The sequence below is a fragment of the Allokutzneria multivorans genome, from assembly GCF_039537405.1.
Lineage (GTDB): Bacteria > Actinomycetota > Actinomycetes > Mycobacteriales > Pseudonocardiaceae > Allokutzneria > Allokutzneria multivorans.
Map to the genome: position 1 here is coordinate 212,970 of NZ_BAABAL010000008.1, position 20,871 is coordinate 233,840.

A 20,871-nucleotide genomic window follows, 5' to 3' on the forward strand; every position below is an offset into this window, starting at 1 on the left:
CCGTGCGTATCCCAGTGTCCTGGCTGGCCGATCACGTCGCCCTGCCCGAGGGGACCACGCCCGAGCAGATCGCCGAGGCCTTCGTCCGGGTCGGCCTGGAGGTCGAGGACGTCCAGCCCCTCGCCGAGGTCACCGGTCCGCTCGTCGCGGGCCTGGTGATGGAGATCGAGGAGCTGACCGACTTCAAGAAGCCGATCCGCTACTGCAAGGTCGACGTCGGCAACCGCGAGGACGACGGCGAGACCGTCGTCCCGCAGCTGATCATCTGTGGCGCGCGGAACTTCCGCGAGGGCGACACGATCATCGCCGCGCTGCCCGGGAGCGTGCTGCCGGGCGGGTTCGCCATCTCCGAGCGCAAGACCTACGGCCGGATGAGCCAGGGCATGATCTGCTCGGTCGCCGAGCTGGGCCTGGGCGATGACCACTCCGGCATCCTGGTGCTGCCCTCGGGCACCGCGCAGCCGGGCGATGACGCCAAGGAACTGCTCGGCCTCGACGACACCGTCATCGAGCTCGCCGTCACCCCGGACCGCGGGTACTGCCTCTCCGCGCGCGGCCTCGCCCGCGAGCTGGCGTGCGCCTTCGACGCCGACTACCGCGACCCGGCGATGATCGAGGTCGCCGACGCCGACGACGCGGTGTACCCGGTGCACGTCGAGGACCTGGAGGGCTGCCGCCGCTTCGTGCTGCGCCGGGTCACCGGTCTCGACCCGAGCTCGCCGACGCCGTGGTGGATGCGGCGCAGGCTGATGCTGGCGGGCATCCGGCCGATCTCGCTCGCGGTGGACGTCACCAACTACGTGATGCTGGAGACCGGCCACCCGCTGCACGCCTTCGACACGACGGCGCTGCGCGGGAACCTGGTGGTGCGCAGGGCGAATCCCGGCGAGAAACTGTCCACTTTGGACGGTTCGGCGCGCGAGCTGGACGCCGACGACCTGATCATCTGCGACGACTCCGGCCCGATCTCGCTCGCGGGAGTGATGGGCGGTGCCTCCACCGAGATCACCGACGCCACCACCGACGTGTTGCTGGAGGCGGCCAACTGGGAGCCCGCGACGATCGCGCGGGTCGCGCGGCGGCACAAGCTGCCCAGCGAGGCCTCCCGCCGCTTCGAGCGCCTGGTCGACCCGGCGCTGCCGCCCGCCGCGCTGGAGCTGGCCGCGCAGCTGCTGGCCCGCTACGGCGACGCGCGCATCGAGCGCGGCCGCACCGACGTGGGCCGCCCGCTGCTGCCCGCCGCGATCGCCATCCCGCTGGCGCTGCCGGACCGGGTGGCCGGGGTCAGCTACGGCAGGGGCGTCACCGCGCGGCGGCTGAGCCAGATCGGCTGCCGCATCGAGGTCGGCAGCTCCGACGACGGCACCGCCGTGGTGGTCGCGGACCCGCCGACCTGGCGCAGCGACCTCAACCTGCCCGCCGACCTGGTGGAGGAGGTGCTGCGGCTGGAGGGCTACCACACCATCCCCTCCGTGCTGCCGCCCGCGCCCGCGGGCCGGGGGCTGACCGCGGCGCAGCGGCGCAGGCGCACCGTCTCCCGCGCGCTCGCCGCGACCGGGCACGTCGAGGTCCTGCCGATGCCGTTCGTGGACCCCAAGACCTGGGACGCCTTCGGCCTCGCCGAGGACGACCCGCGCCGCAGGGCGGTCCGGCTGCTCAACCCGCTGGAGGCCGAGCGCCCCGAGCTGGCGGGCACGCTGCTGCCGGGGCTGTTCGACGCGGTGCGCCGCAACGTCTCGCGCGGCATGCGCGATCTGGCGCTCTACCAGGTCGGCCAGGTCGTGCTGCCGGACGAGAGCCAGGTGCCCGCGCCCGAGCTGCCGGTGGACCGCAGGCCGACCGACGCCGAGCTGGCAACGCTGCTGGCCGCACTGCCCAAGCAGCCGCTGCACGTCGCCGCGGTGTTCACCGGCCAGCGCGAGCGCGCGGGCTGGTGGGGCAAGGGCCGCGCGGCGAACTGGTCGGACGCGGTCGAGGCGGCGCGCACCGTCGCCCGCGCGGCCGGGGTCGAGCTGACCGTGGCCGCCGGAGCGCTGGCCCCGTGGCACCCGGGTCGCTGCGCGGAACTGCGCCTCGGCGACGCGGTCGTGGGACACGCTGGAGAACTTCACCCGAAGGTGGTTGAGGCGCTCGGGCTGCCCGCGCGGGCGTGCGCGGTGGAGCTGGACCTCGACGCGCTGCCGCTGACCGACGAGCGTCCTTCGCCCGTCGTCTCGCCGTACCCGCCGGTGCTGCTGGACGTCGCGCTCGTCGCCGACGCGGCCGTTCCGGTCGCCGACGTGACGGCCGCGATCGTGGCGGGCGGAGGCGATTTGCTAGAGGACGCAAGGCTTTTCGACGTCTACACCGGGGAGCAGGTCGGCGAGGGCAAGCGATCTTTGGCTTTCTCGCTGCGTTTCCGCGCGCCAGACCGCACACTCACCGCCGAGGAGGCGGGGGCCGCGCGTGACGCCGCGCTCGCGCTCGTCGCCGAGCGAACCGGGGCGGCGCTGCGCGTATAGCGCGTTTCTTGCTCCTGGCAAGCTGTTTCAGCGTACGAAACCCCACAGGGTCCGCCCCGTGGGGTTTCGCGCGTTCGGGGGCTTGCGTTGGGCTACAGTGCAGCCCGGCGGCAGCTCTGTGAGGGCGTGCTCGCGCGGGCCTGTCCGCCGTGCAACACGGCGTTGAGCCCCTCTGTCCACTGTGGAGTAAAGAAGACCTGTGGGGGTCTGGTGAGTTCCTCCTCGATCCAACGAAGGTTCCGGCGCGGTCGGCGCGCCGTGGTCGGCGCACTCGCGCTGGCGCTGCTGGCGACCGGGTGCAGCGGCGAGCAGGCGGCGGCTCCGCCGTCGGGCAAGGCCCCCGCGCAGGGCGGCGCCCCCGCGGCTTCGGCGCCGACGGCGGACTTCGGTCCGGTCCAGGTGGACCCCGAGACCCTCAAGGGCTTCGCGGAGTCGGCCATCTACCGCACGTGGGACCCGTGCGCACTGCACGACCCGACCTCGGCGGCGAAGATCTTCAGCGACGTTGTGGCGCTGATCGAGCCGTCGGACTTCACCAGTTGCCTGATGACGATCAAGCTGGACCGCACGGGCAGCAGGAGCTGGCGGATCTACACCCGCATCGCCTCCTCCTACTTGCAGGAGGAGGGCGGCGAGGTCCTCGAGGCGGCTGGGCGGAAGTTCGTCCAGGCCAAGAAGGGCTCGTCCAGTTCGCCGGGCTGTGAGTACGACATGCAGACCAGCAAGACCAAGTCGCTCTCGCTCCAGGTCAGCTGGAGCGGCAGCTTGTCGACCGATCCCCCGCCGAAGGACCCCTGCGCGCTGGCCAAGGAGTACATGACCGCGCTCGCTCCGTTCTTCGTCAACCCGCCGCTGCGCTCGGAGAAGGCGACCGAGCCGCAGCTGCCGCTCGCGAGCAAGGACCCGTGCGTCCCGGTGAAGGACCTCGCCGAGAAGTTCAAGTCCCTGACCGGTGCGGGGGAACAGCCGAAGCTGTCCTCGGGGCTCAGCCCCAACGACTGCACCGTGGTGTTCAGCTCGAAGTACACCCCCGGTCAGAGGACCAGGCCGGAGATCTCCATCGGGTACAAGTGGAGCATCGACCCCGCCGAGGGCATCGGCGCGGGCGGGACGGTTCGCAAGACCCAGGTCGAGGGCAAGCCGGCACTGGTGAACGAGCGGACGTCCGGCTCGACCGGCTGCATCGTGACCGTGCAGTACGACCCGCTGGAGATCCCGGAGGTCGACCGGGTGCAGGTGGTCCAGGTGGGTGCTCCCGACTGCCAGACGGCCGAGGAGGCCGCGAAGATCGTGACGAAGGCGGCGCTGTCATGAGGAAGACGACGAGGCTGACCGTGGCGGCGCTGGCCGCCATGACCGTGCTCGCCGGCTGCGGCTCCCAGGTCAAGGGCGTTGCCGAGCCCGCGGGCGGCGCGGGTGGTTCGGGTGGCGCCGCCGCCGGTGTGGACGGTGACGTCCTCGTCTGGAAGCCGGGCGGCCCGCGCCCGGAGCGCCCCGTCATCCGGCTGGGTGACCAGGTACCGCCGCCGGACTGGAAGTCCGTCGGCGCGCCCTTCGACAACTGCACGACCCTGAAGTGGGAGGACTTCCCGCAGCAAGCCCGGCCGACCAAGGACAAGCCGCCGGTGCTGCAGGTGGTGCGCAAGGGCGACCCGTACAAGACCTCCTGTCGCTTCAGCAACAACGAGTCGATCAGCTTCGACGCGCCGACCCCGCCGGACCCCAACAACCCGGCCCCGCCGCCCCCGCCGAGGACGACGGAACAGCGGCCGCCCGGCTCGAGTCCGATCTTCGAGCTGACCGTCGTGTGGGGTACCGAGTTTTCCGTCGAGGGGCTCGGTGGGACTACGGTCACGCTCGGCGGTAAGCCCGCCGCGTTCAAGGAGAGCGAGGCAGGCGGGACGATCAAGGACCCGTTCTGCACCGTGATCGTCAAGCTGAGCAACGGCTCCGCCGGCGTGCAGCTCCGCAACGGCCGGTTCAAGACGACGATGAACACCTGCGAGACGGCGAAGAAACTAGCGGAGACGTTGGCCTCGCGGGTGCAGTAAGCGAGGTATGCCCATGAGGACACACCGGGTGGCCACGGTCGGGCTGGTGTGCCTGACCGTGGTGCTGTCGACGGGGGCTGGGCCGTTGCGCGCCCAGCCCCCGTCGCCGGGTGAGGGGGTGGCCGTCGACGAGTACACGAAGACGAAGCTCCCCGAGAACGCCGTGAAACGCACGATCGACACGTGTGCGCTGCTGGACCCCGGGTCGGTCAAGGAGATCTTCGGCGCCCCGCCAAGGGACATCGACCTGAACGGCTTCGACTCCTGCTCGATGAAGGTGGAGCCGACCGGGGATTCGTCGAGGTCCTGGTCGATCGCGGTCAACACCGGTTTCAGCACGGTGACCAAGAAGGACAACGCGGAGACGCTGGAGCTGCACGGGCGGACCTTCGCCCGGCGCAAGGACCGGGAGCTGCCCGGATTCGTCGACTTCAGCTGCGCGTGGGCGCTGCTCTCCGACAACCCGAGCGCGCCGCCGGTGGAGCTCTCGGTGAGCTGGCGGGGCATGCGCGACGAGCCGCCGCCCAAGCCGCAGTGCGACCTCGCCAAGGCGTACCTGCCGAAGGTGGCGCCCTACCTGATCACCCCCTCGCGGCGCGGTGAGGGCGCGACCAAGCCCGAGCTGACGCTGCCCACCAAGGACCCGTGCGCGGCGATCCCGGAGCTGGCCAAGCGCTTCGCCCAGCCGGGACAGCCGCCGAAGATGAAGTCGAGCTCGCCGTTCTCCTGCTCGCTGGAAGTGGTCCCGATGAACCTGCAGACGCGGGAGCGGGCCGAGGAGATCGAGATCAGCTTCCGCTGGGCGCGCAACCCCGCGCACAAGGCGGAGAAGCCGATCACCATCGGGGGCAAACCGGGGAACATGGCCGAGCGCAGCATCGACAAGAAGTGCCAGGTCGACCTCCAGTACGACCCGACGATGGTGCCCGAGCGCTACGCCAGCGAACCCGACGGCCGCGACGTCCAGACGATCACCGTTGTCGCCAAATCGTGTGACGTGGCGCAGCCCGCCGCCGAGCTCGCGGTGAAGGGGGCGCAATGAGGACGCGATCAGCTGTCGCCGCGGCGGTGTGCCTGGCGTTGGTGTCGGGGTGCACGACCACCGTGGTCGGCTCACCCGCGGCCCAGGGCACGGGGGGCGCTGGAGGCGGAGGCACTCCCGACGGGCCCGCGGGGCCACCGAAACCACCGCGCCCGGTCATCCAGCTCGGCGACCAGTTCCCGATCAAGGACTGGAAGGAGGCGGGGGCGCCGTTCGACCCCTGCTCCACGCTGAAGTGGGAGGACTTCCCCGACGCGATGCGGGGCACCAGCGCGCCCAAGGCCCAGCAGGTGGAGCCCACGTTCGCGTACACGCTCCAGTGCACCTTCGACAACAGCGGGAAGATCTCGTTCAATCCCGATGGGGGGAACGCGCCGCAGGGCAAGACGCTCTTCATGGTCGACGTGCTCTGGGGGCCGGAGCTGAGCCCCGCGTCGGTGAAGAACGGCACCCCGGTGACGATCGCCGGAAAGGCGGGCTCTCTGCGCGAGTCCACCTTCGGCGCCGCCAAGGAGCCCTACTGCTCCGTGGTGATGCCGCTGTCCAAGGGCGGGGCGGGCATCGAGGTGCGCAACGGCCGCTTCTCCGACAAGGGCGGCGCTTGCGACGTCGCCAAGTCGCTGATGGAGAAGCTGCTGTCCCGCGTGCAGTGATCGTGTTGTGAACACCAAGGTAGGGCGGGAAAACCTCCCGCCCTACCTGATTCAACTCAGGTCGAAACGGGCGGCGAGCCGGGGGAACCGGAGCACCAGCCCGTTCCAGTCGTCCTCGTCGAACGGTTCCCCGGCGGTGCCCGCCGGACGGCTCTCCGCGGGCGGCAGCTCCTGCCCGGTCAACTGCTCGTAGGCGTGCGCCGCCGAGTACATCAGCCATTCGCCGTCGCCGAAGTCCTCGTCGTCGTAGCCCAGCCCGGCCAGCGCGTCCGGATCGGCCAGTGCGACCTCGAACGCCTTGCGCCCCAACGAGATCAGCCACGCGCGGAAGTAGTCGAACCCGTCGTCGCCGCACCCGCCCAGCGCCACGTAGGCCGCCGCCCACAGGTCCCACCTGTTGGCCCGCGCCAGCTGCGCGGCGAACAGCCGCTCGAACTCCACCACCTCGCTCGGCGTCCGCGCGGTCAGCAGCTCCGTCAGCCGCCGAGCCTGCTCCTCGACGCCCGCCGCTCCCGCAGCGGATTCCTCGACCAGCCGCCACAGCGTGTTCTCGTCCAGCGCGCTCCTGTCCATATCTCCGGACGCTACAAAAGGGGTCTGACACTCGCCGGTCTCACGCCTCCCGCCAGCCCCCGACCGTCCCTTTCGGGGCTGACGGAGGACCTGAAAGGGTCATTGGGGGAGTTCAGGTACCCGAAGGGGTCGTTCAGGGCTCTCAAGTACCTGAAGGGGTCATTCGGGGAGTTCAGGTACACCAATGAGTCATTCAGGGCTTACGGCGTGCGGGGCGCGTGCGGGCTGGCGGGGAGGAGCTAGCGGGGGAGGGGGTAGTGGGGCGGGCGGATGATGTAGGCGATGCCGCCGGGGCCGCCGCCGACGGAGCCGTTGGCGAGGTGGCGCTTGGTGCGCTGCCAGATCGTCTCGAACTGCGCCCGCTTGTAGACGTGGCGCACGGCCGGGTTGTTCGGCGAGGCGGGGTCGTTGGCGATGACGTCGCCGTCCTTGGTGAAGCCGACCACCACCATGATGTGGCCGGAGGTCCCGTAGCCCGCGCCGTCGAGCTCGCTGGCCAGGAACGACTGCGACGTGATCACGGGGATGCCCTGGAGGATGTAGCGCTCCAGCTCGCGCAGCGAGGACAACCGGGTGATGTGGCCGTCCATGCCGTAGCTGGAGGCGTAGGCGGTGTTGAACGGCCAGTTGCCCGCGCCCTCGTAGTCGTGGTCCCAGTTGTAGCGCGCGGCGTGGGCGACGGAGGGGTCGACGTAGCCGGGCTCGATCCACGCCATGTCCTTTGTGGACGGACGACGGCCCCAGTACTCCAGCACCATGGTGGAGGAGGTCGGGCTGCACCAGACCTCACCGCCTCCGCCGTACTCCGGGTACTTGCCGCGGTGGACGTTCTGCGAGTACCTCGGCACCGGCAGCTCGACGCCCCACGCGCCGCCCGCCGGGCTGATCGGGACGGTGAAGCGCTCCGGGACGGCGGAGGTCATCGCGCCGACCATGCGCACGTGCGGGCTGGACTTGGTGCCGGGCAAGCGGTACAGGGTCACACGCAGCTGGTACCCGCTCAGCGGCTGGCCGGCCTTGGCCTGGAAGGTGTCCACGTCCACGTTGCCCGTGGCGTCGCCCTGACCGGGAACGCTGGTGCGGCGGATGTCGGTGTCACCGGAGGCCCAGCGGCCCATCACGTACCACTTGGTCTCCGCGCCCGCCGAGGTCTGCCCGCGCATCTCGACCTGGAGCCAGGTGCCCGCCGGGGTGCTGGCGTTCCACGACGCCACCAGCTCGGTCGCGGCGAACTTCTGCTTGTACGTCGGCGAAGTCCACCGGGAGTACTCGTAGGTCCTCGTCGTCTGGGTGTGCGGGTCGGTGTAGTCGACCGTCCCTTGTGGACGGTTGAACACCACGCCGCCGCTGGGCACCACGGCGACGCCTTCGAGCTGCCCTGCGCGCCACGCCCACGGGGAGCGCCACTCGTGGAAGTCGACCGAGGAGTTGCCGGGCCGCGCCTCGGGTTCCGGGGAACCGCTCGCGGGCGTCACCGTCATCGAGGTCAGCAGCGCCGTTCCGGTCAGCCCGGCCAGGGCCAGCCGCAGCCAGCGGATCGAGTGGTTCGGCATCGCACGCTCCCGCGGTCGCTCGTGGGTGGTCTCGTCGGTCAGGCGGTGGTGGGCCAGGATCGTCCGGCCGCACTCTCATGGTGACCGCGGTCGACGGCGGTCACCAGGTACGTATAGGTGACGCCGGGGCGGGCCGAACGGTCGAGGAACACCGCGCCACCACTGGCGTCCGCGCGCACGGTGTCGATCATGGCGGCGCAGCCGCGCCGTTCCGCGCGGTAGATCGCATAGTAGGTGGGCGGCAGGCCGAGGGGGCTGATCCGCACTTGAACGCCGCCGTCGACGCGGGACGTGGTGGGGGAGGGCGGCCACGGCCGTCCCCAGTCCGGCACGGTCTCGCGCGAGGGCGCCAGTGCCGGCAGGCGGTGGATGTCGTTGATCAACCGATCCCGGAAGCCCAGCGGGTTGGCGAGCACGCTGTGGATCTGGAAGTAGATGTGGCCTGACACCTCTGGTACGGCTGAGGAAAGCCTGATCTGGCGCGGCATCTCCTCCGGGTCCGTCCACTGTGGAGCGGTCGAGCTGCCGATCCGGTACGCGGCCTGGCCGAGGTACAGCGCGACGCCGGTGCCCCGGACCTCGCGGCTCCACCAGTCGACGAGCTTCGCGTAGTCGGCGGCCGGGAACCCGATGTGCCAGTAGATCTGCGGTGCCACGTAGTCGATCCAGCGCTGCCGGACCCACTTCCTGGTGTCGGCGTGGAGGTCGTCGTAGGTCTGCACCCCTGCGGTGGTGTCCGAGCCCGCCGGGTCTGTCTTCCCGTTGCGCCACACCGCGAACGGGCTGACGCCGAAGCTCACCCACGGCTTCGCCGCCTTGATCTTCGCGGAGAGCCCGGAGACCAGGCGGTCCACGTTGTCCCGCCGCCACGCGGCACGGTCGGGGAAGCCCGCGCCGTTCTCCTCGTACGTCTGGTCGTCGTCAAGTCGTTGTCCCGCAACGGGATACGGGTAGAAGTAGTCGTCGAAGTGCACGCCGTCGATGTCGTAGCGGCGCACCACGTCGACGACCACCTTCTCGACGAGCTCGCGCACCGCCGGGATGCCGGGGTTGTAGTAGAGCCCGCCGCCGTAGCGCAGGACCCACTCCGGGTGCAGCCGCGCGGGGTGGTTCGGCGCGAGCTTGGTGAGGTCGTCGTTCTTGCTGATCCGGTAGGGGTTGAACCACGCGTGGAACTCCAGGTTCCGCGCGTGCGCCTCAGCGACGGCGAAGGCGAGCGGGTCCCACCCGGGGTCCTTGCCCTGCGCTCCGGTCAACCAGTGCGACCACGGTTCGAACTCCGACGGGAAGAACGCGTCGGCGGTCGGCCGGACCTGGACGAACACGGCGTTCGCCCGCACGCGCCGCGCGCCGTCGAGCAGGTCGCGGTACTCGGTCCGCACGCGCTCCGAGGGCAGTCCGGGCGCGCTCGGCCAGTTGATGTTGCCGATGCTGGCGATCCACAGCCCGCGCAGGGCCTTCGCGGGCGCCGGGCAGGCGACGGTGCCGGATTCCGCCGCCGAGGCGGGGTTGACCAGCACCGCGCTCATCGTGAGCGCGGCCAGCAGAGCCCTCAGCGCGCGGCGCCAACCCATGCTCGACCCTCCGACTGCGTCGTCTTCGAGATTGTCAGCGATTTTCGTGATCACGGGCCGACTTGTAAATGCCTGCCCGACGGTTGGGTCCGACCGGCCCAACCGTGCCGCCGTCCCCTTGTTCCCGGCTTGTCGCCCGATCAACCCAGGACTAACCCAAGGACGTCAGCGCTGCCGTCAACTCCGAAGCCTTGTCCTCGGAGCCGAGCTCCCGCCAGAGCTGCCGAGCGAGCGCCATGTGCGTGCGGGCCGGGTCGATCCGCCCGGCGGCCTGGTGCAGCTCGCCGAGGGACTGCGCGGTGCTCGCCTCGCCCCGCCGGTCCCCGATCCGCCGATGCCCCTCCAGCGCGGCCCGCAACAGCGCCGCCGCCCTCGGCTCGTCGCCGAGCCGCGCGTGCATCTCGCCGAGCTGCTGGCGCGCGTAGACCTCGCCCTGGGTGTCGCCGATCGCCTCGAAGACGCCGAGCGCGCGCTCGGTCTCGGCCACCGCCGCCGACGTGCGGCCGAGGGTGAAGTGCAGCTTGCCCAGCTCGTGCAGCACGTGCGCTTCGCGGTGCCGGTCGGCCAGCGCCCTGGACAGCCGCAACGCGGAGGAGAACTCGCCGAGCGCCGCCGCGTGCCTGCCCGCCGCGAGCTGGATCACGCCGAGCACGTTGCGCGCGTAGGCCTCGCCGTGCCGGTCCCCGGCGTTGACGAACATCTGCAACGCGGCGGTGCAGTTGCGCAGCGCGTCCTCGGTGTTGCCGAGCACCCGGTCCACCGCGGCCAGCCCGGACACCGCGATCGCCGCGCCGTGCTCGTCGCCGACGGCGTCGAACAGGCCGCGCGAGCGCTGGAACTGCTCCACCGCCTCGGGGTAGCGGTCCTGGTAGAGCGCGAGCTGGCCGAGCCCTCGGCGCAGCACCGCCTCGCCCCAGCGGTCCCGGTCCTCGGTCACGCCGACCAGCGCGGCGTCGTGCGTGCGCCGCCACTCGTCGAAGTGACTGCGCAGGTCGAACCACGGCACCAGGCACGCGGCCAGCTCCTGCGCGGCCCCGCGCGGACTCTGCTCGACCGCGGCGACCAGCGCCTGCGTCTCCGCCGTCAACCAGCCGACCGGATCAGCGGTCACCAGGCGCAGGACGGCGGCCTCGGGACTCCACCGGGGCGCGGCGCCCGTCGCCGGGGCGAAGATGCTGGTCGGCAGGTGCGCGCAAGCCCGCTCGGCCAGCGTCAGCCAGCCCCCGGCCACGCGCTCCAACGCCGCGTCGCGCTCCTCGGCCGGGTCGGCGCGCACCATCTCCCGCGCGTAGACCCGCAGCAGGTCAGCCATGGCGTAGCGCGGCTGGCCCGAGCAGTCCACCCCGGCAAGGCGCAGCAGGTTCGCGTCGACGAGCTGGTCGAGCACGTCCTCGTAGTCAGCGCTGCCGGAATCCCCCGAGCCGAGCAACGCGCCGATCACCCATCCCGGCTGCGAAGGCCCCTCCAGCAGGCCGAACAACCGCATCGCCCGCGCCGCCGCGGGAGCGAGACCGCGATAGCTGAGGTCCACGCTCGCCCGCACGCCCAGCTCACCCAAGCGCAGTTCGTTCAACCGTCGCGACTCGTCGTCCAGCCGGTCCGCCAGCACGCGCAGCGGCCAACCCTGCCGCCCCGCGAGCTTCGCGCCGGCGATCCGGATCGCCAGCGGCAGGTGCCCGCAGGCCGCCAGCAGCCGGTCGCACGCCTCGTCATCAGTGTCCACGCGGTCCCGCCCGGCGATCGAACCGAGCAGCGTCACCGCTTCGGCCGGGGAGAACACACCCAGCTCGACCTGGTGCGCCCCGGGCAGCTCGGCGATGCGCGAGCGGCTGGTCACCAGCACCGCGCTGCCCGCCGTCGCCGGGAGCAGCGGCCGCACCTGCGCCGCGTTCACCGCGTCGTCGAGCACCACCAGCATCCTGCGGTCGGCCAGCAACGACCGGAACCGCGCGGCCCGCTCGTGCGCGCCCTCCGGCACCGCAGCGCCGGGCACTCCGAGCGAGCGCAGCAGCTCGGCGAGCACGGCGGCGGGGTCGCGCGGCGTGCGCGAGGTCCCGCCGAGGTCGACGTGCAGCTGGCCGTCGGGGAAGCGCGAGCGCAGGCGGTGCGCCGCGTGCGTGGCCAGCGTGGTCTTGCCCATGCCGGGAGCCCCGACCACGATCGCGATCGGCATCCGGTCCGGCTCGGCCAGCGTCCCGAGCAGCTCGGCCAGCTGCTGCGTGCGGCCGGTGAAGTCCGGGGTGTCCGGGGGCAGCTGGCAGACGTGCTGCGGCTCGACCTCCACCGCGCCCGGCTCCTCGGCCCGCTCCCCGCTGAGCACCAGCCGGTGCACGTGGCGCAGCTCCGGCCCCGGCTCCACGCCCAGCTCGTCGGCCAGCCGCCGCCGCACCACCGTGTAGGCGTGCAGCGCCTCGGCCCGGCGCCCGCTGCCGTGCAGCGCCAGCATCAGCTGCCGCCACAGCTCCTCGCGGAACGGGTGCTCCTCCAGCAGGGCCTGCAACTCGGAGATCGCGTTGGTGTACTCGCCCGTGGCGACCTGCAACGCCAGCCGCTCCTCGGTCGCGGCCAGCCTGCGCTCGGCGAGCCTGCCCAGCGCGGACTGCCACCCCGGGCTCGCGGGCAGGCCCTCCAGCGGACGTCCGCGCCACAGCGAACCCGCCTGCCGCAACAGGTCCAGCGCGCGCTCCGGTCGCCCGGTCGAGCGGTCCCGCTGCGCCTGCTCCACCAGCTGGTCGAAGCGCAGCAGGTCCAGCTCCTCCGGCTCGACGTGCAGGCTGTAGCCCGAGGTCAGCGCCCGGATCCGGTCCTCGTTGCGATCCCCGTGCCCGTCGGTGCCGCCGCGCAGGCCCGCGCGCAGCGTGCTGACGTAGGTGCGCAGGTTCGCCACGGCCGAGCGCGGCGGGGCGTGCGGCCACAGCACCTCGACCAGCACGTCGGTGGACACCAGCCGGTTGGGGTTGAGCAGCAGGCTGCCCAGCAGCATCCTCGGCTTGGCGCCGCCGAGGGAGAGCACGCGCCCGCCAGCGGAGACCTCCAGTGGTCCGAGGACCCGGAAGCTCATCTCGGTCGTGCTCATGGCCCCACCGCCCCGCGCCGCAGTTCGTAACGGGAGTTGTACGTCGTCACGGGCCCTTCTGGTTGCTCGCTCGCAAACCTTTTCAGCCGGGTGGCCGTTCGGTCCAGTTCAGCGTGCACCAAGCGGCTCAGTGCGCCCGGTCACACCAGCGTGGCACAAGGCCCCGACAGTTCACTGCGCGCCTCCCGGGGTAAGGCGGCCGTCCGGGTTAACGGCGAGTAAGTAAGGGCTCCGCGCCGGGAACTTACGTGATCATCCGATGCCGCCATCCCGGCCTTACGGCGAATCTCGTCCTCACACCAGGAGAAGAGGACGAAGAAGATGAACCACTACATCGGTCACGACGCCATCAACGCCGAAATCGACTACCGCAGGGAGCGCCTCGCCGAGGCCAGGGGCAACGCCTACCGCAGCACCTTCGCAAGCTGGTGGCAGCACCTCGCGGACACGCGAACTACCGCGGCGCGTGCGCGCGCCGACGCGAAGCGGGACGGCTCACCCGCAATTCGGCCGCGCAGTGTCTGACCCCTGTGCGAGCATCCTGGATGTGTCGCGCCTAGGGTCCGGAATTCCGCTGGTGGGGCGCAGTTCGCAGCTACGGCGACTGCGCTCCGCCCTCCAGCAAGCCCAACGCGGGACGGCCGCCGCCGTCCTGCTCGCGGGCGACGCCGGGGTCGGCAAGTCCAGGATGGTGGCGGAGCTCTCCGAGCGCGCCGCCACCGACGGCGCCAGGGTGCTCGTCGGCCGCTGCCTGGACGCCGGGGAGACCGGCCTGCCCTACCTCCCCTACGTGGAGCTGCTCGGCCAGCTCGGCGAGGACGAGGTGCACCTGGTCAAGGCCCGCCCCGCGCTCGGCAGGCTGGCCCCGGACATGGTCGAGGCCCCGCCGCACGTCTCCGGCGCCGACCGCAGGGTCGAGCAGGACCTCGGCCAGCTCCAGCTCTTCGACGCCGTGCACGGACTGATCACCGAGCTGGCCACGACCAGCTGCGTCGTCGTGGTGCTGGAGGACCTGCACTGGGCCGACAGCTCCACCCGCTACCTCACCTCCTTCCTGCTCTCCCGGCTGCGCTCCCAGCGCGTGCTCGTCGTGGCCACCTACCGCACCGACGACCTGCACCGCAGGCACCCTCTGCGGCCGTTGCTGGCCGAGCTGGTCCGGCTGCCCGCCGTCGAGCGGCTCGACCTGGCCCCCTTCGACGCCAAGGAGGCCCGCTCCTTCGTCTCCCAGCTCGCCGAGCACGACCTGCCCGAGGACAAGATCGCCGAGATCGCGGCGAAGTCCGAGGGCAACGCGTTCTTCGCCGAGGAGCTGGTCGCGGCGTGGGCGGGCTCGGACTCCTGCCGCAACATGCCCACCGGCCTCGCCGACGTGCTGCTGGCCAGGGTCGAGGCGCTCAGCCCGCACGCGCAGCAGGTGGTCAGGACCGCCTCCGTGGCGGGCCGCTGGGTCCGGCACACCCGCTTGCAGGAGGTCTCCGACCTCGTGGAGGCCGACCTGGAGGCGGCGCTGCGCGAGGCCGTCGCCCACCACGTCCTGGTCTTCAGCGAGGGCGAGGAGCGCTACGTCTTCCGGCACGCCCTGCTGCGCGAGGCCGTCTACGGCGACCTGCTGCCCGGCGAGCGCGTCCGGCTGCACAGCGCCTACGCCAAGAACGCCGCCAGCACCCTCGACAAGCGCGGGTCCGCCTCGGCGCTGGCCCACCACAGCCTGGAGAGCCACGACCTGCCGCGCGCGCTCTCCGCCTCGGTGCGCGCCGCGTCGGAGGCCAAGGCATCCGGCGCCTACGCCGAGGCGCTGTACTACTACGAGCAGGCCCTGAAGCTCTGGCAAGCGGTTCCCGAGCCGGAGACCGTCGCAGGGACGGACGAGCTGAGCCTCACCAGGAAGGTCGCCTACATGGCCTCCCAGGCCGGGGAGGTGGATCGCGCGGTCGCCTACGCCCGCTCGCTGGTCCGCCTCGCCGAGCAGGGCAGCGACAACGACGTCACCGCGGACTCGCTGCGGATGTACGCCCAGTACCAGCTGTGGGCCGAGGCGAAGCTGTCCATCGCCGCCGACGCGATCGAGCGGGCGTGGGAGCTGGTCCGCGACGAGCCCGACAACGGCGTGAAGGCGTGGGTGCTCTCGGTGCGCTCGCGCGTGGCCACGCACATGGACGTGCCGGACGAGGTGGCGATGGGCTACGCCGAGGAGGCGCTGCGCGTGGCCAAGGCCGCGGGCGCCCCGGGCGCGGAGGCCGACGCGCAGATCTCCCTGGCGATCTTCGACGAGTACGCCGCGCGGCCGGAGAAGGCCCGCGAGCGGCAGCTGATCGCCCGGGACCGCGCGGTGGAGGCCGGAGCGCTCTCGGTGGAGCTGCGGGCCTGGTACAACCTCTGCGTCAACCTCTACGACCAGGGCGAACTGACCCGCGCGCTGACCATGATCGACGAGGGCGCCGCGCGCGCCGAGCAGGTCGGCCTCACCTGGAGCGTCTACGGCCTCGAAGTGCGCCTGCTCCAGGTGGTCGTGCGCTACATGCTCGGCGACTGGGACGGGGCCGAGGCCGCCGCCGAGCTGCCCGGTCGCGCGGTCCCCGACCTCGCCGCCGCCGAGGTGGCAGCGGCCGACCTGCACGTGAAGGTCGGCAGGGGGCGTTACGCCGAGGTCCGCTCGATGCTGCGCCAGTTCGGCGAGCAGTGGCGCCGCGACCCGCTCACCCTCGTGCTGATCGACCCGTGCGTGACCGAGATGGAGCTGTGGCGCGGTCGCCCCGCCGAGGCCGCCGCGCGGATCGAGAACGCGCTGCGCGTGCAGCGCGAGTACGACGAGTGGGGCCCCCGCGGCATCTGGCTCGGCACGCTCGGCGTCGTCTGCTACACCGAGCTGGCCAAGCAGGCCCGGCAGCGCGGCAACACCGAGGCCGAGCAGGACGCGGTCGCCTCGGGCATGGAGATGCTGGAGTTCGTCCGCGACACCGTCCGCCTCGGCCGCCCGCGCAGCGGTCAGCTCGGGCCGGAGGGGCGGGCGTGGGTGGCCAGGGCCGAGGCCGAGGCGCTGCGGCTGCGCGGCAGGAACGACCCCGAGGCGTGGCGCGAGGCCGTGCGCGCCTTCGGCTACGGCCACGTCTACCAGGAGGCCGTAGCCCGGTGGCGGCTCGCCGACTCCCTGTTGCAGGCGGGCGACCGCGAGGGCGCGACCACCGAGCTGTGCCTGGCCTACGAGGTCGCCGACCGGCTCGGCGCCGTCCCGCTGCGCGACGCGCTGCGCCAGTTCGCCAAGCGCGGCAGGCTGCCCCTGGGCGAGGCCGTGCCCGCGCAGGAACGCCCGGTGGTCAACCCGCTGACCCCGCGCGAGCGCGCCGTGCTCGACCTCGTGGCCAAGGGCAACACCAACCGCCAGGTCGGCGAGGCGCTCTACATCAGCGAGAAGACCGTCAGCGTGCACCTCACCCGCATCATGGCCAAGCTCCGCGCGGGCAGCCGCACCGAAGCCGTCGCCGCCGCCTACGAACGCCAGCTCCTCACCTGACCCCCAGCCCCGTTTTCATCAGTCCGCGCTGAAGAGGTTGAGGCTGAACGCGTTGAGTCGTGGCCGCGCTGAGGTGGGGCGCGGTTGGCGGTGATCGACAGCGGGGTTTGCTGGTCTTGAAGACTGCTGAACCCGGCGGAGAGCTACTTGGCGTCGGCGTAGCAGTCGACGATCTTGGCCTCCAAGGGGAAGCGCACGGGGGTGTCGCCGAAGAGCAGCCGGGTCGCGGTGACCGCCGCGTCGTGCACGGCGGTCACGACCTGCTCGGCGACGCCTTCCGCGCAGTGCACGATCACCTCGTCGTGCTGGAAGAAGACCAGCTCGGCGTCGCCCAGCTCGTGCAGGGTGGCGCGGAGGCTGGCCAGCATCGCCAGCGCCCATTCCGCCGCCGTCGCCTGCACCACGAAGTTGCGGGTGAACCGACCTCGGGCGCGCGCTGCCGAGAGGGCCTTGCGGTCGTCGCCGGCCGCCGTCTCGAACGCGGGCTCGGAGCCCTCCAGCGACACCGACACCGACCCGGGCGGGCACGTTCTGCCGAGGTAGGAGCGCACCAACGCCCCGCTCTCGCCGAGCTGCGCGGCGTGCTCCACGTAGTTCATCGCTGCGGGGAAGCGTTGGCGCAGCGTGGCCAGCAGTGGGCCGATCCCGCCGGAGGTCTGGCCGTAGAGCGCCCCGAGCATGCCCAGCTTCGCCCGCGCGCGGTCCCCCTCGAAGGCGTCGGCGGCCAGCGCCGCGTACAGGTCCCCGTCCCCCGCGGCCGCCGCGAGCCGGTGGTCGGCCGCCATCGCCGCGAGCACCCGGGGTTCGAGCTGGCTGGCGTCGGCGGCGACGAGCTTCCACCCCTCGTCGGCGATCACCGCGCCGCGCACCTTGCGGGGGATCTGCAACGCCCCGCCGCCGCGGGTGGCCCACCGCCCGGACACCACGCCGCCTGCGACGTACTCCGGCCTGAACCGTCCACTGTGGACCCACGAGGCGAGCCAGGACCAGCCGTGCGCCACGTGGATGCGGTAGAGCTCCTTGTACTCCAACAACAACGGCACCGCGGGGTGGTCGACCTCGCGCAGCACCCACGAGCGCGTCGAGCTGAGCTTGACGCCTGCCCTGGCGAACGCGCGCAGCACCTCGGCGGGGGAGTCCGGGTGCATCCGGTGGTCGCCGAAGGCCTGGCTGATCCGCTCGGCCAGCTCGCCCAGCCTGCGCGGCGGCGCACCGGCCGCCGAGCGCGAGCCGAGCATCTCCACCAGCAGCGCGTCGTGCACGTCGGCCCGCCACGGCAGCCCGGTCGCGCCCATCTCCACCGCGATCAGCGCTCCGGCCGACTCCGCCGCCACCAGCAGCCGGAACCGCGCGGGCAGCGCCACCTCGCCGATCCGCCGCTGCTGGTCGGCGTGCACCTCCACGAGCGCGTCCAGCGGGTCCACCCCGCCCGGCAGCGCCGCCTCACCGGTCTCGAACAGCGTCGGCTGGAGCTCCTTCGTCCTGGCGGGCGGGTCCGGCGGCACCGGCCAGCCGCGCAGCCTGGCCAGCGCAGCGCCCAGCCCCCTCGGCTCGCCCCACCGGCCCGCGTGACCGCTGAGCAGCGCCTCGGTCAGCTCCACGTCGTGGCAGCGGTCCACCCGCACGCCCGCCGCCAGCAGCTTCGGGTAGGTCTCCGCCGTGCTCGCCCACACCCAGCGCGGCCGGTCGGCGCGCTCCCGCTCGCGCACGGCGGCCACCGCGTCGGGCACGCGCAGCACCGGCCCGGCCGCGGAACCGTCCTCCGCGAGCGGGCACAGCACCCCGCCGCCGTCCGCAGTCACCACCAGCGCCACCCGCACACCCGGGATTGTGCGCGTCCCCACTGACACTCAGCCCCCGCGACGCCGTGAACCGTCGGGGGAGTGACCTAGTGTGGTGACACGGAACTTGGTCGGTCCCCCGAAGCAACCTTCTGGGCGCCTGAGGCGACCTATACATGGGGGAGAGTCGATCCGCGCCGCCCGAACGGGGCGTGCCTGCCGGTGCTCGGCCCTGCAAGCAGGTTTCCGGCCGCGAGGCGGCGGAGACCAGGAGCAGTCGTGGAAGGGGTTGTCGAGAAGTGGTTGCCTCCCGCGTGACGGGACTGGCGAAGTTGATCGGGTTGTGCGTCGTGGCCGGGGTCCTGGTCGCGGCGATGATGTTCCCCGTCATCGGGGGCGTCGGCCTGATGTCCAACCGCGCCAGCGAATCCGTTGACCAGATCTCCGCCGACCTGGTCAGCGTCGACCCGCCGCAGGTGACCTCGGTGCTCGACAAGAACGGCAAGGTCATCGCCTCGCTGTTCGAGCAGGACCGCACCATCGTGCGCAGCGAGGACATCTCGCCCAACATGAAGGCCGCGATCGTCGCCGTCGAGGACCGCCGCTTCTACGACCACAACGGCGTGGACTGGCAGGGCATCTTCCGCGCCGCGGTGGACAACGTGGTGCAGGAGGGCGACGGCGGCGGTGGCTCCTCGCTGACCCAGCAGTACGTCAAGAACTACCTGGCCTACGTGGTCGCCAAGACCGACGACGAGCGGGAGAAGGCCACCGAGCGCAGCATCGCGCGCAAGCTCCGCGAGGCGCGGATCGCGCTGCAGCTGGAGCGCGAGGTGAAGAACAAGGACGAGATCCTCACCCGCTACCTCAACATCGTGCCCTTCGGCGGCCAGATCTACGGCGTGGCCAGCGCGGCGCGCACCTACTTCAACACCTCGCCGAAGGACCTGACCATCCCGCAGGCCGCCTTCCTCGCGGGCCTCGCCAACCAGCCCAGCAGGCTCAACCCGGTGAACAACCCCGAGGGCGCGGTCAAGCGGCGCAACTGGGTGATCGACAAGATGGCCGAGAACAAGGCGTTCCCGATCGCCGACCCGGCCAAGCTCAAGCAGGAGATCGACAACCTCAAGGCCGCCGAGCTGGGCACGCAGAACCCGCTGCGCACCCTGTCCAACGGCTGCGTCGGCACCGGCGGCGGCAACGTCAACGGGTTCTTCTGCGCCTACGTGATCGACTACCTGCAGAAGGCGGGCATCCCGCTCGAGCAGGTCAAGCGCGGCGGCTACACGATCAAGACCACCCTGGACCCCGTCGCCACCGAGGCGGCGAAGTCGGCCGCCGAGGGCGAGGTCTCCAAGACCACCGACGGCATCGCCAACGTGATCGCGGTGGTGCAGCCCGGCAAGGACAAGCACCGCGTCGTCGCGCTCGCGGCGAACCGGGACTACGGCACCAAGCAGGACCTCGGCCAGACCTCCTACCGGCTGCCCAGCGACGTCGCCCGCTTCGGCGCGGGCTCGATCTTCAAGGTGTTCACCGCCGCCGCTGCCATGGAGGAGGGCAAGGCGGGCATCAACACCAGCATCCCGACCCCGCCCACCTACACCTCCCCGGTCTACAAGAACGGCGGTCGCGGCTACACCGTCAAGAACGCCGGTGACTACGGCGAGGCGATGTCGCTGCAGCAGGCGCTCGCCATGTCGCCGAACACCGGCTTCATCTGGCTGGAGGAGCGCGCGGGGCTGGGCAACGTCGTCGACATGTCGATCAAGCTGGGCCTGCGCACCAGCATGCAGGGCGTGAACAACGCGGGCACCAAGCCCAACCCGGACAGCAAGAACCGGCAGTACAAGCTGACCCAGGAACAGCTGATCAAGCAGGACAACTCCGGCTCGTTCACCCTCGGCGTGACCCCGGTCAGCCCGCTGGAGCTGGCCAACGTCGGCGCCACGCTGACCTCCGGCGGCGTCTGGTGCCCGCCGAGCCCGATCGAGCAGGTCCTCGACCGCGCGGGCAAGCCGATCCCGGTCAAGGAAGCCCCGTGCGAGCAGGTGGTCAGCCCCGAGCTGGCCAACAGCATGGCCCAGGCGCTGAGCAAGGACGACCAGGGCAACGGCACCTCCGCCGCGGCCGCGCGCGCCGCAGGGTGGGACCGGCCGATGCTCGGCAAGACCGGCACCACCCAGGACCACAAGTCCGCTGGCTTCCTCGGCGCCACCCCGCAGTACTCCGGCGCGGTGCTCACCTTCAGCGACAGCGACTCACCGCGCCCGATCTGCGATGGCAGCCAGCCCACGCTGTGCCGCAACGGCAACATCTACGGCGGCAAGGTCCCGGCGCGAACGTGGTTCGAGGCCATGAAGAAGATCCACAAGGACAAGAAGCGCGAGGAGCTGCCCCCCGCGTCCCCGCAACACATGAGCTAGCCCCACCTCTCAACCCCCTGCCACCACCTGGCGGGGGGTTGAGCCGTCTTCAAGACCCCCGAACCCCGCCGGGCCAGGCCAGGGGTTTGCTGCGGTTGGAGACCGCTGAGGTGGGGGTTCGGTGTAC

Annotated in this window: 13 protein-coding genes; 8 read left to right on the forward strand and 5 right to left on the reverse strand. The window is 71.8% G+C overall.

Annotated features, from left to right (window positions below; all coding sequences use genetic code 11):
* The first annotated feature begins 2 nt into the window (after positions 1–2).
* The 5 genes from pheT to ABD798_RS14400 all read left to right on the forward strand — a co-directional run bounded on the left by pheT (position 3) and on the right by ABD798_RS14400 (position 6,247).
* Positions 3–2,501, forward strand: a complete 2,499-nt coding sequence (gene pheT, locus ABD798_RS14380; protein ID WP_344874788.1) for a phenylalanine--tRNA ligase subunit beta — start codon at positions 3–5, stop codon at positions 2,499–2,501.
* Positions 2,502–2,711: 210 nt separating this feature from the next.
* A complete protein-coding gene (locus ABD798_RS14385; RefSeq protein ID WP_344874790.1) occupies positions 2,712–3,815 on the forward strand; it encodes a hypothetical protein in 1,104 nt (367 codons plus the stop codon).
* On the forward strand, positions 3,812–4,552 hold the full coding sequence (locus ABD798_RS14390; RefSeq protein WP_344874792.1) for a hypothetical protein: 741 nt from the start codon (positions 3,812–3,814) through the stop codon (positions 4,550–4,552). The genes ABD798_RS14385 and ABD798_RS14390 overlap by 4 nt, the downstream gene beginning before the upstream one ends.
* A gap of 13 nt (positions 4,553–4,565) precedes the next feature.
* Complete coding sequence (locus tag ABD798_RS14395) at positions 4,566–5,594, forward strand: hypothetical protein (RefSeq protein WP_344874794.1); 1,029 nt, start codon at positions 4,566–4,568, stop codon at positions 5,592–5,594.
* Positions 5,591–6,247 (forward strand): DUF3558 family protein, encoded by a 657-nt coding sequence (locus tag ABD798_RS14400; protein ID WP_344874796.1) that lies wholly within the window; start codon positions 5,591–5,593, stop codon positions 6,245–6,247. The genes ABD798_RS14395 and ABD798_RS14400 overlap by 4 nt, the downstream gene beginning before the upstream one ends.
* A gap of 51 nt (positions 6,248–6,298) precedes the next feature.
* On the opposite strand, the gene ABD798_RS14405 is transcribed toward ABD798_RS14400, so the two are convergent.
* From ABD798_RS14405 to ABD798_RS14420, 4 genes are all read right to left on the reverse strand, one after another.
* Positions 6,299–6,820 carry a DUF4240 domain-containing protein gene (locus ABD798_RS14405; protein ID WP_344874798.1) on the reverse strand — a complete coding sequence of 174 codons (522 nt, stop codon included), beginning with the start codon at positions 6,818–6,820 and terminating at the stop codon, positions 6,299–6,301.
* 239 nt (positions 6,821–7,059) lie between these two features.
* The gene (locus ABD798_RS14410) at positions 7,060–8,301 is read right to left on the reverse strand and encodes a C39 family peptidase (RefSeq protein ID WP_344874993.1); all 1,242 of its coding nucleotides are present in this window, start codon (positions 8,299–8,301) and stop codon (positions 7,060–7,062) included.
* 110 nt (positions 8,302–8,411) lie between these two features.
* Entirely contained in the window at positions 8,412–9,947 is a 1,536-nt protein-coding gene (locus ABD798_RS14415) for a glycoside hydrolase family 10-like protein (protein ID WP_344874800.1), read from the reverse strand.
* A 151-nt stretch (positions 9,948–10,098) separates the two neighbouring features.
* A complete protein-coding gene (locus tag ABD798_RS14420; protein ID WP_344874802.1) occupies positions 10,099–13,023 on the reverse strand; it encodes an AfsR/SARP family transcriptional regulator in 2,925 nt (974 codons plus the stop codon).
* Between the two features lie 321 nt (positions 13,024–13,344).
* Here ABD798_RS14420 and ABD798_RS14425 point away from each other — a divergent pair, with 321 nt between their 5' ends.
* Together ABD798_RS14425 and ABD798_RS14430 are read left to right on the forward strand one after the other, a co-directional pair.
* Positions 13,345–13,548 carry a hypothetical protein gene (locus ABD798_RS14425; protein WP_344874804.1) on the forward strand — a complete coding sequence of 68 codons (204 nt, stop codon included), beginning with the start codon at positions 13,345–13,347 and terminating at the stop codon, positions 13,546–13,548.
* A gap of 52 nt (positions 13,549–13,600) precedes the next feature.
* Entirely contained in the window at positions 13,601–16,537 is a 2,937-nt protein-coding gene (locus ABD798_RS14430; protein ID WP_344874806.1) for a helix-turn-helix transcriptional regulator, read from the forward strand.
* 143 nt (positions 16,538–16,680) lie between these two features.
* On the opposite strand, the gene ABD798_RS14435 is transcribed toward ABD798_RS14430, so the two are convergent.
* Complete coding sequence (locus ABD798_RS14435; protein ID WP_344874808.1) at positions 16,681–18,357, reverse strand: bifunctional 3'-5' exonuclease/DNA polymerase; 1,677 nt, start codon at positions 18,355–18,357, stop codon at positions 16,681–16,683.
* Positions 18,358–18,632: 275 nt separating this feature from the next.
* Between ABD798_RS14435 and ABD798_RS14440 the strand changes: the two genes are divergently transcribed.
* Positions 18,633–20,744, forward strand: coding sequence for a transglycosylase domain-containing protein (locus ABD798_RS14440; protein WP_344874810.1), 2,112 nt, complete (start codon positions 18,633–18,635; stop codon positions 20,742–20,744).
* The last annotated feature ends 127 nt before the right edge of the window (positions 20,745–20,871 follow it).

Excerpts from the sequence above, each read along its gene's own strand:
- ABD798_RS14390 (WP_344874792.1), top strand. The coding sequence starts at position 3,812 with ATGAGGAAGACGACGAGGCTGACCGTGGCGGCGCTGGCCGCCATGACC.
- ABD798_RS14395 (WP_344874794.1), top strand. The coding sequence starts at position 4,566 with ATGAGGACACACCGGGTGGCCACGGTCGGGCTGGTGTGCCTGACCGTG.
- ABD798_RS14400 (WP_344874796.1), top strand. The coding sequence starts at position 5,591 with ATGAGGACGCGATCAGCTGTCGCCGCGGCGGTGTGCCTGGCGTTGGTG.
- ABD798_RS14405 (WP_344874798.1), bottom strand. The coding sequence starts at position 6,820 with ATGGACAGGAGCGCGCTGGACGAGAACACGCTGTGGCGGCTGGTCGAG.
- ABD798_RS14410 (WP_344874993.1), bottom strand. The coding sequence starts at position 8,301 with ATGACGGTGACGCCCGCGAGCGGTTCCCCGGAACCCGAGGCGCGGCCC.
- ABD798_RS14415 (WP_344874800.1), bottom strand. The coding sequence starts at position 9,947 with ATGGGTTGGCGCCGCGCGCTGAGGGCTCTGCTGGCCGCGCTCACGATG.
- ABD798_RS14420 (WP_344874802.1), bottom strand. The coding sequence starts at position 13,023 with ATGAGCACGACCGAGATGAGCTTCCGGGTCCTCGGACCACTGGAGGTC.
- ABD798_RS14425 (WP_344874804.1), top strand. The coding sequence starts at position 13,345 with ATGAACCACTACATCGGTCACGACGCCATCAACGCCGAAATCGACTAC.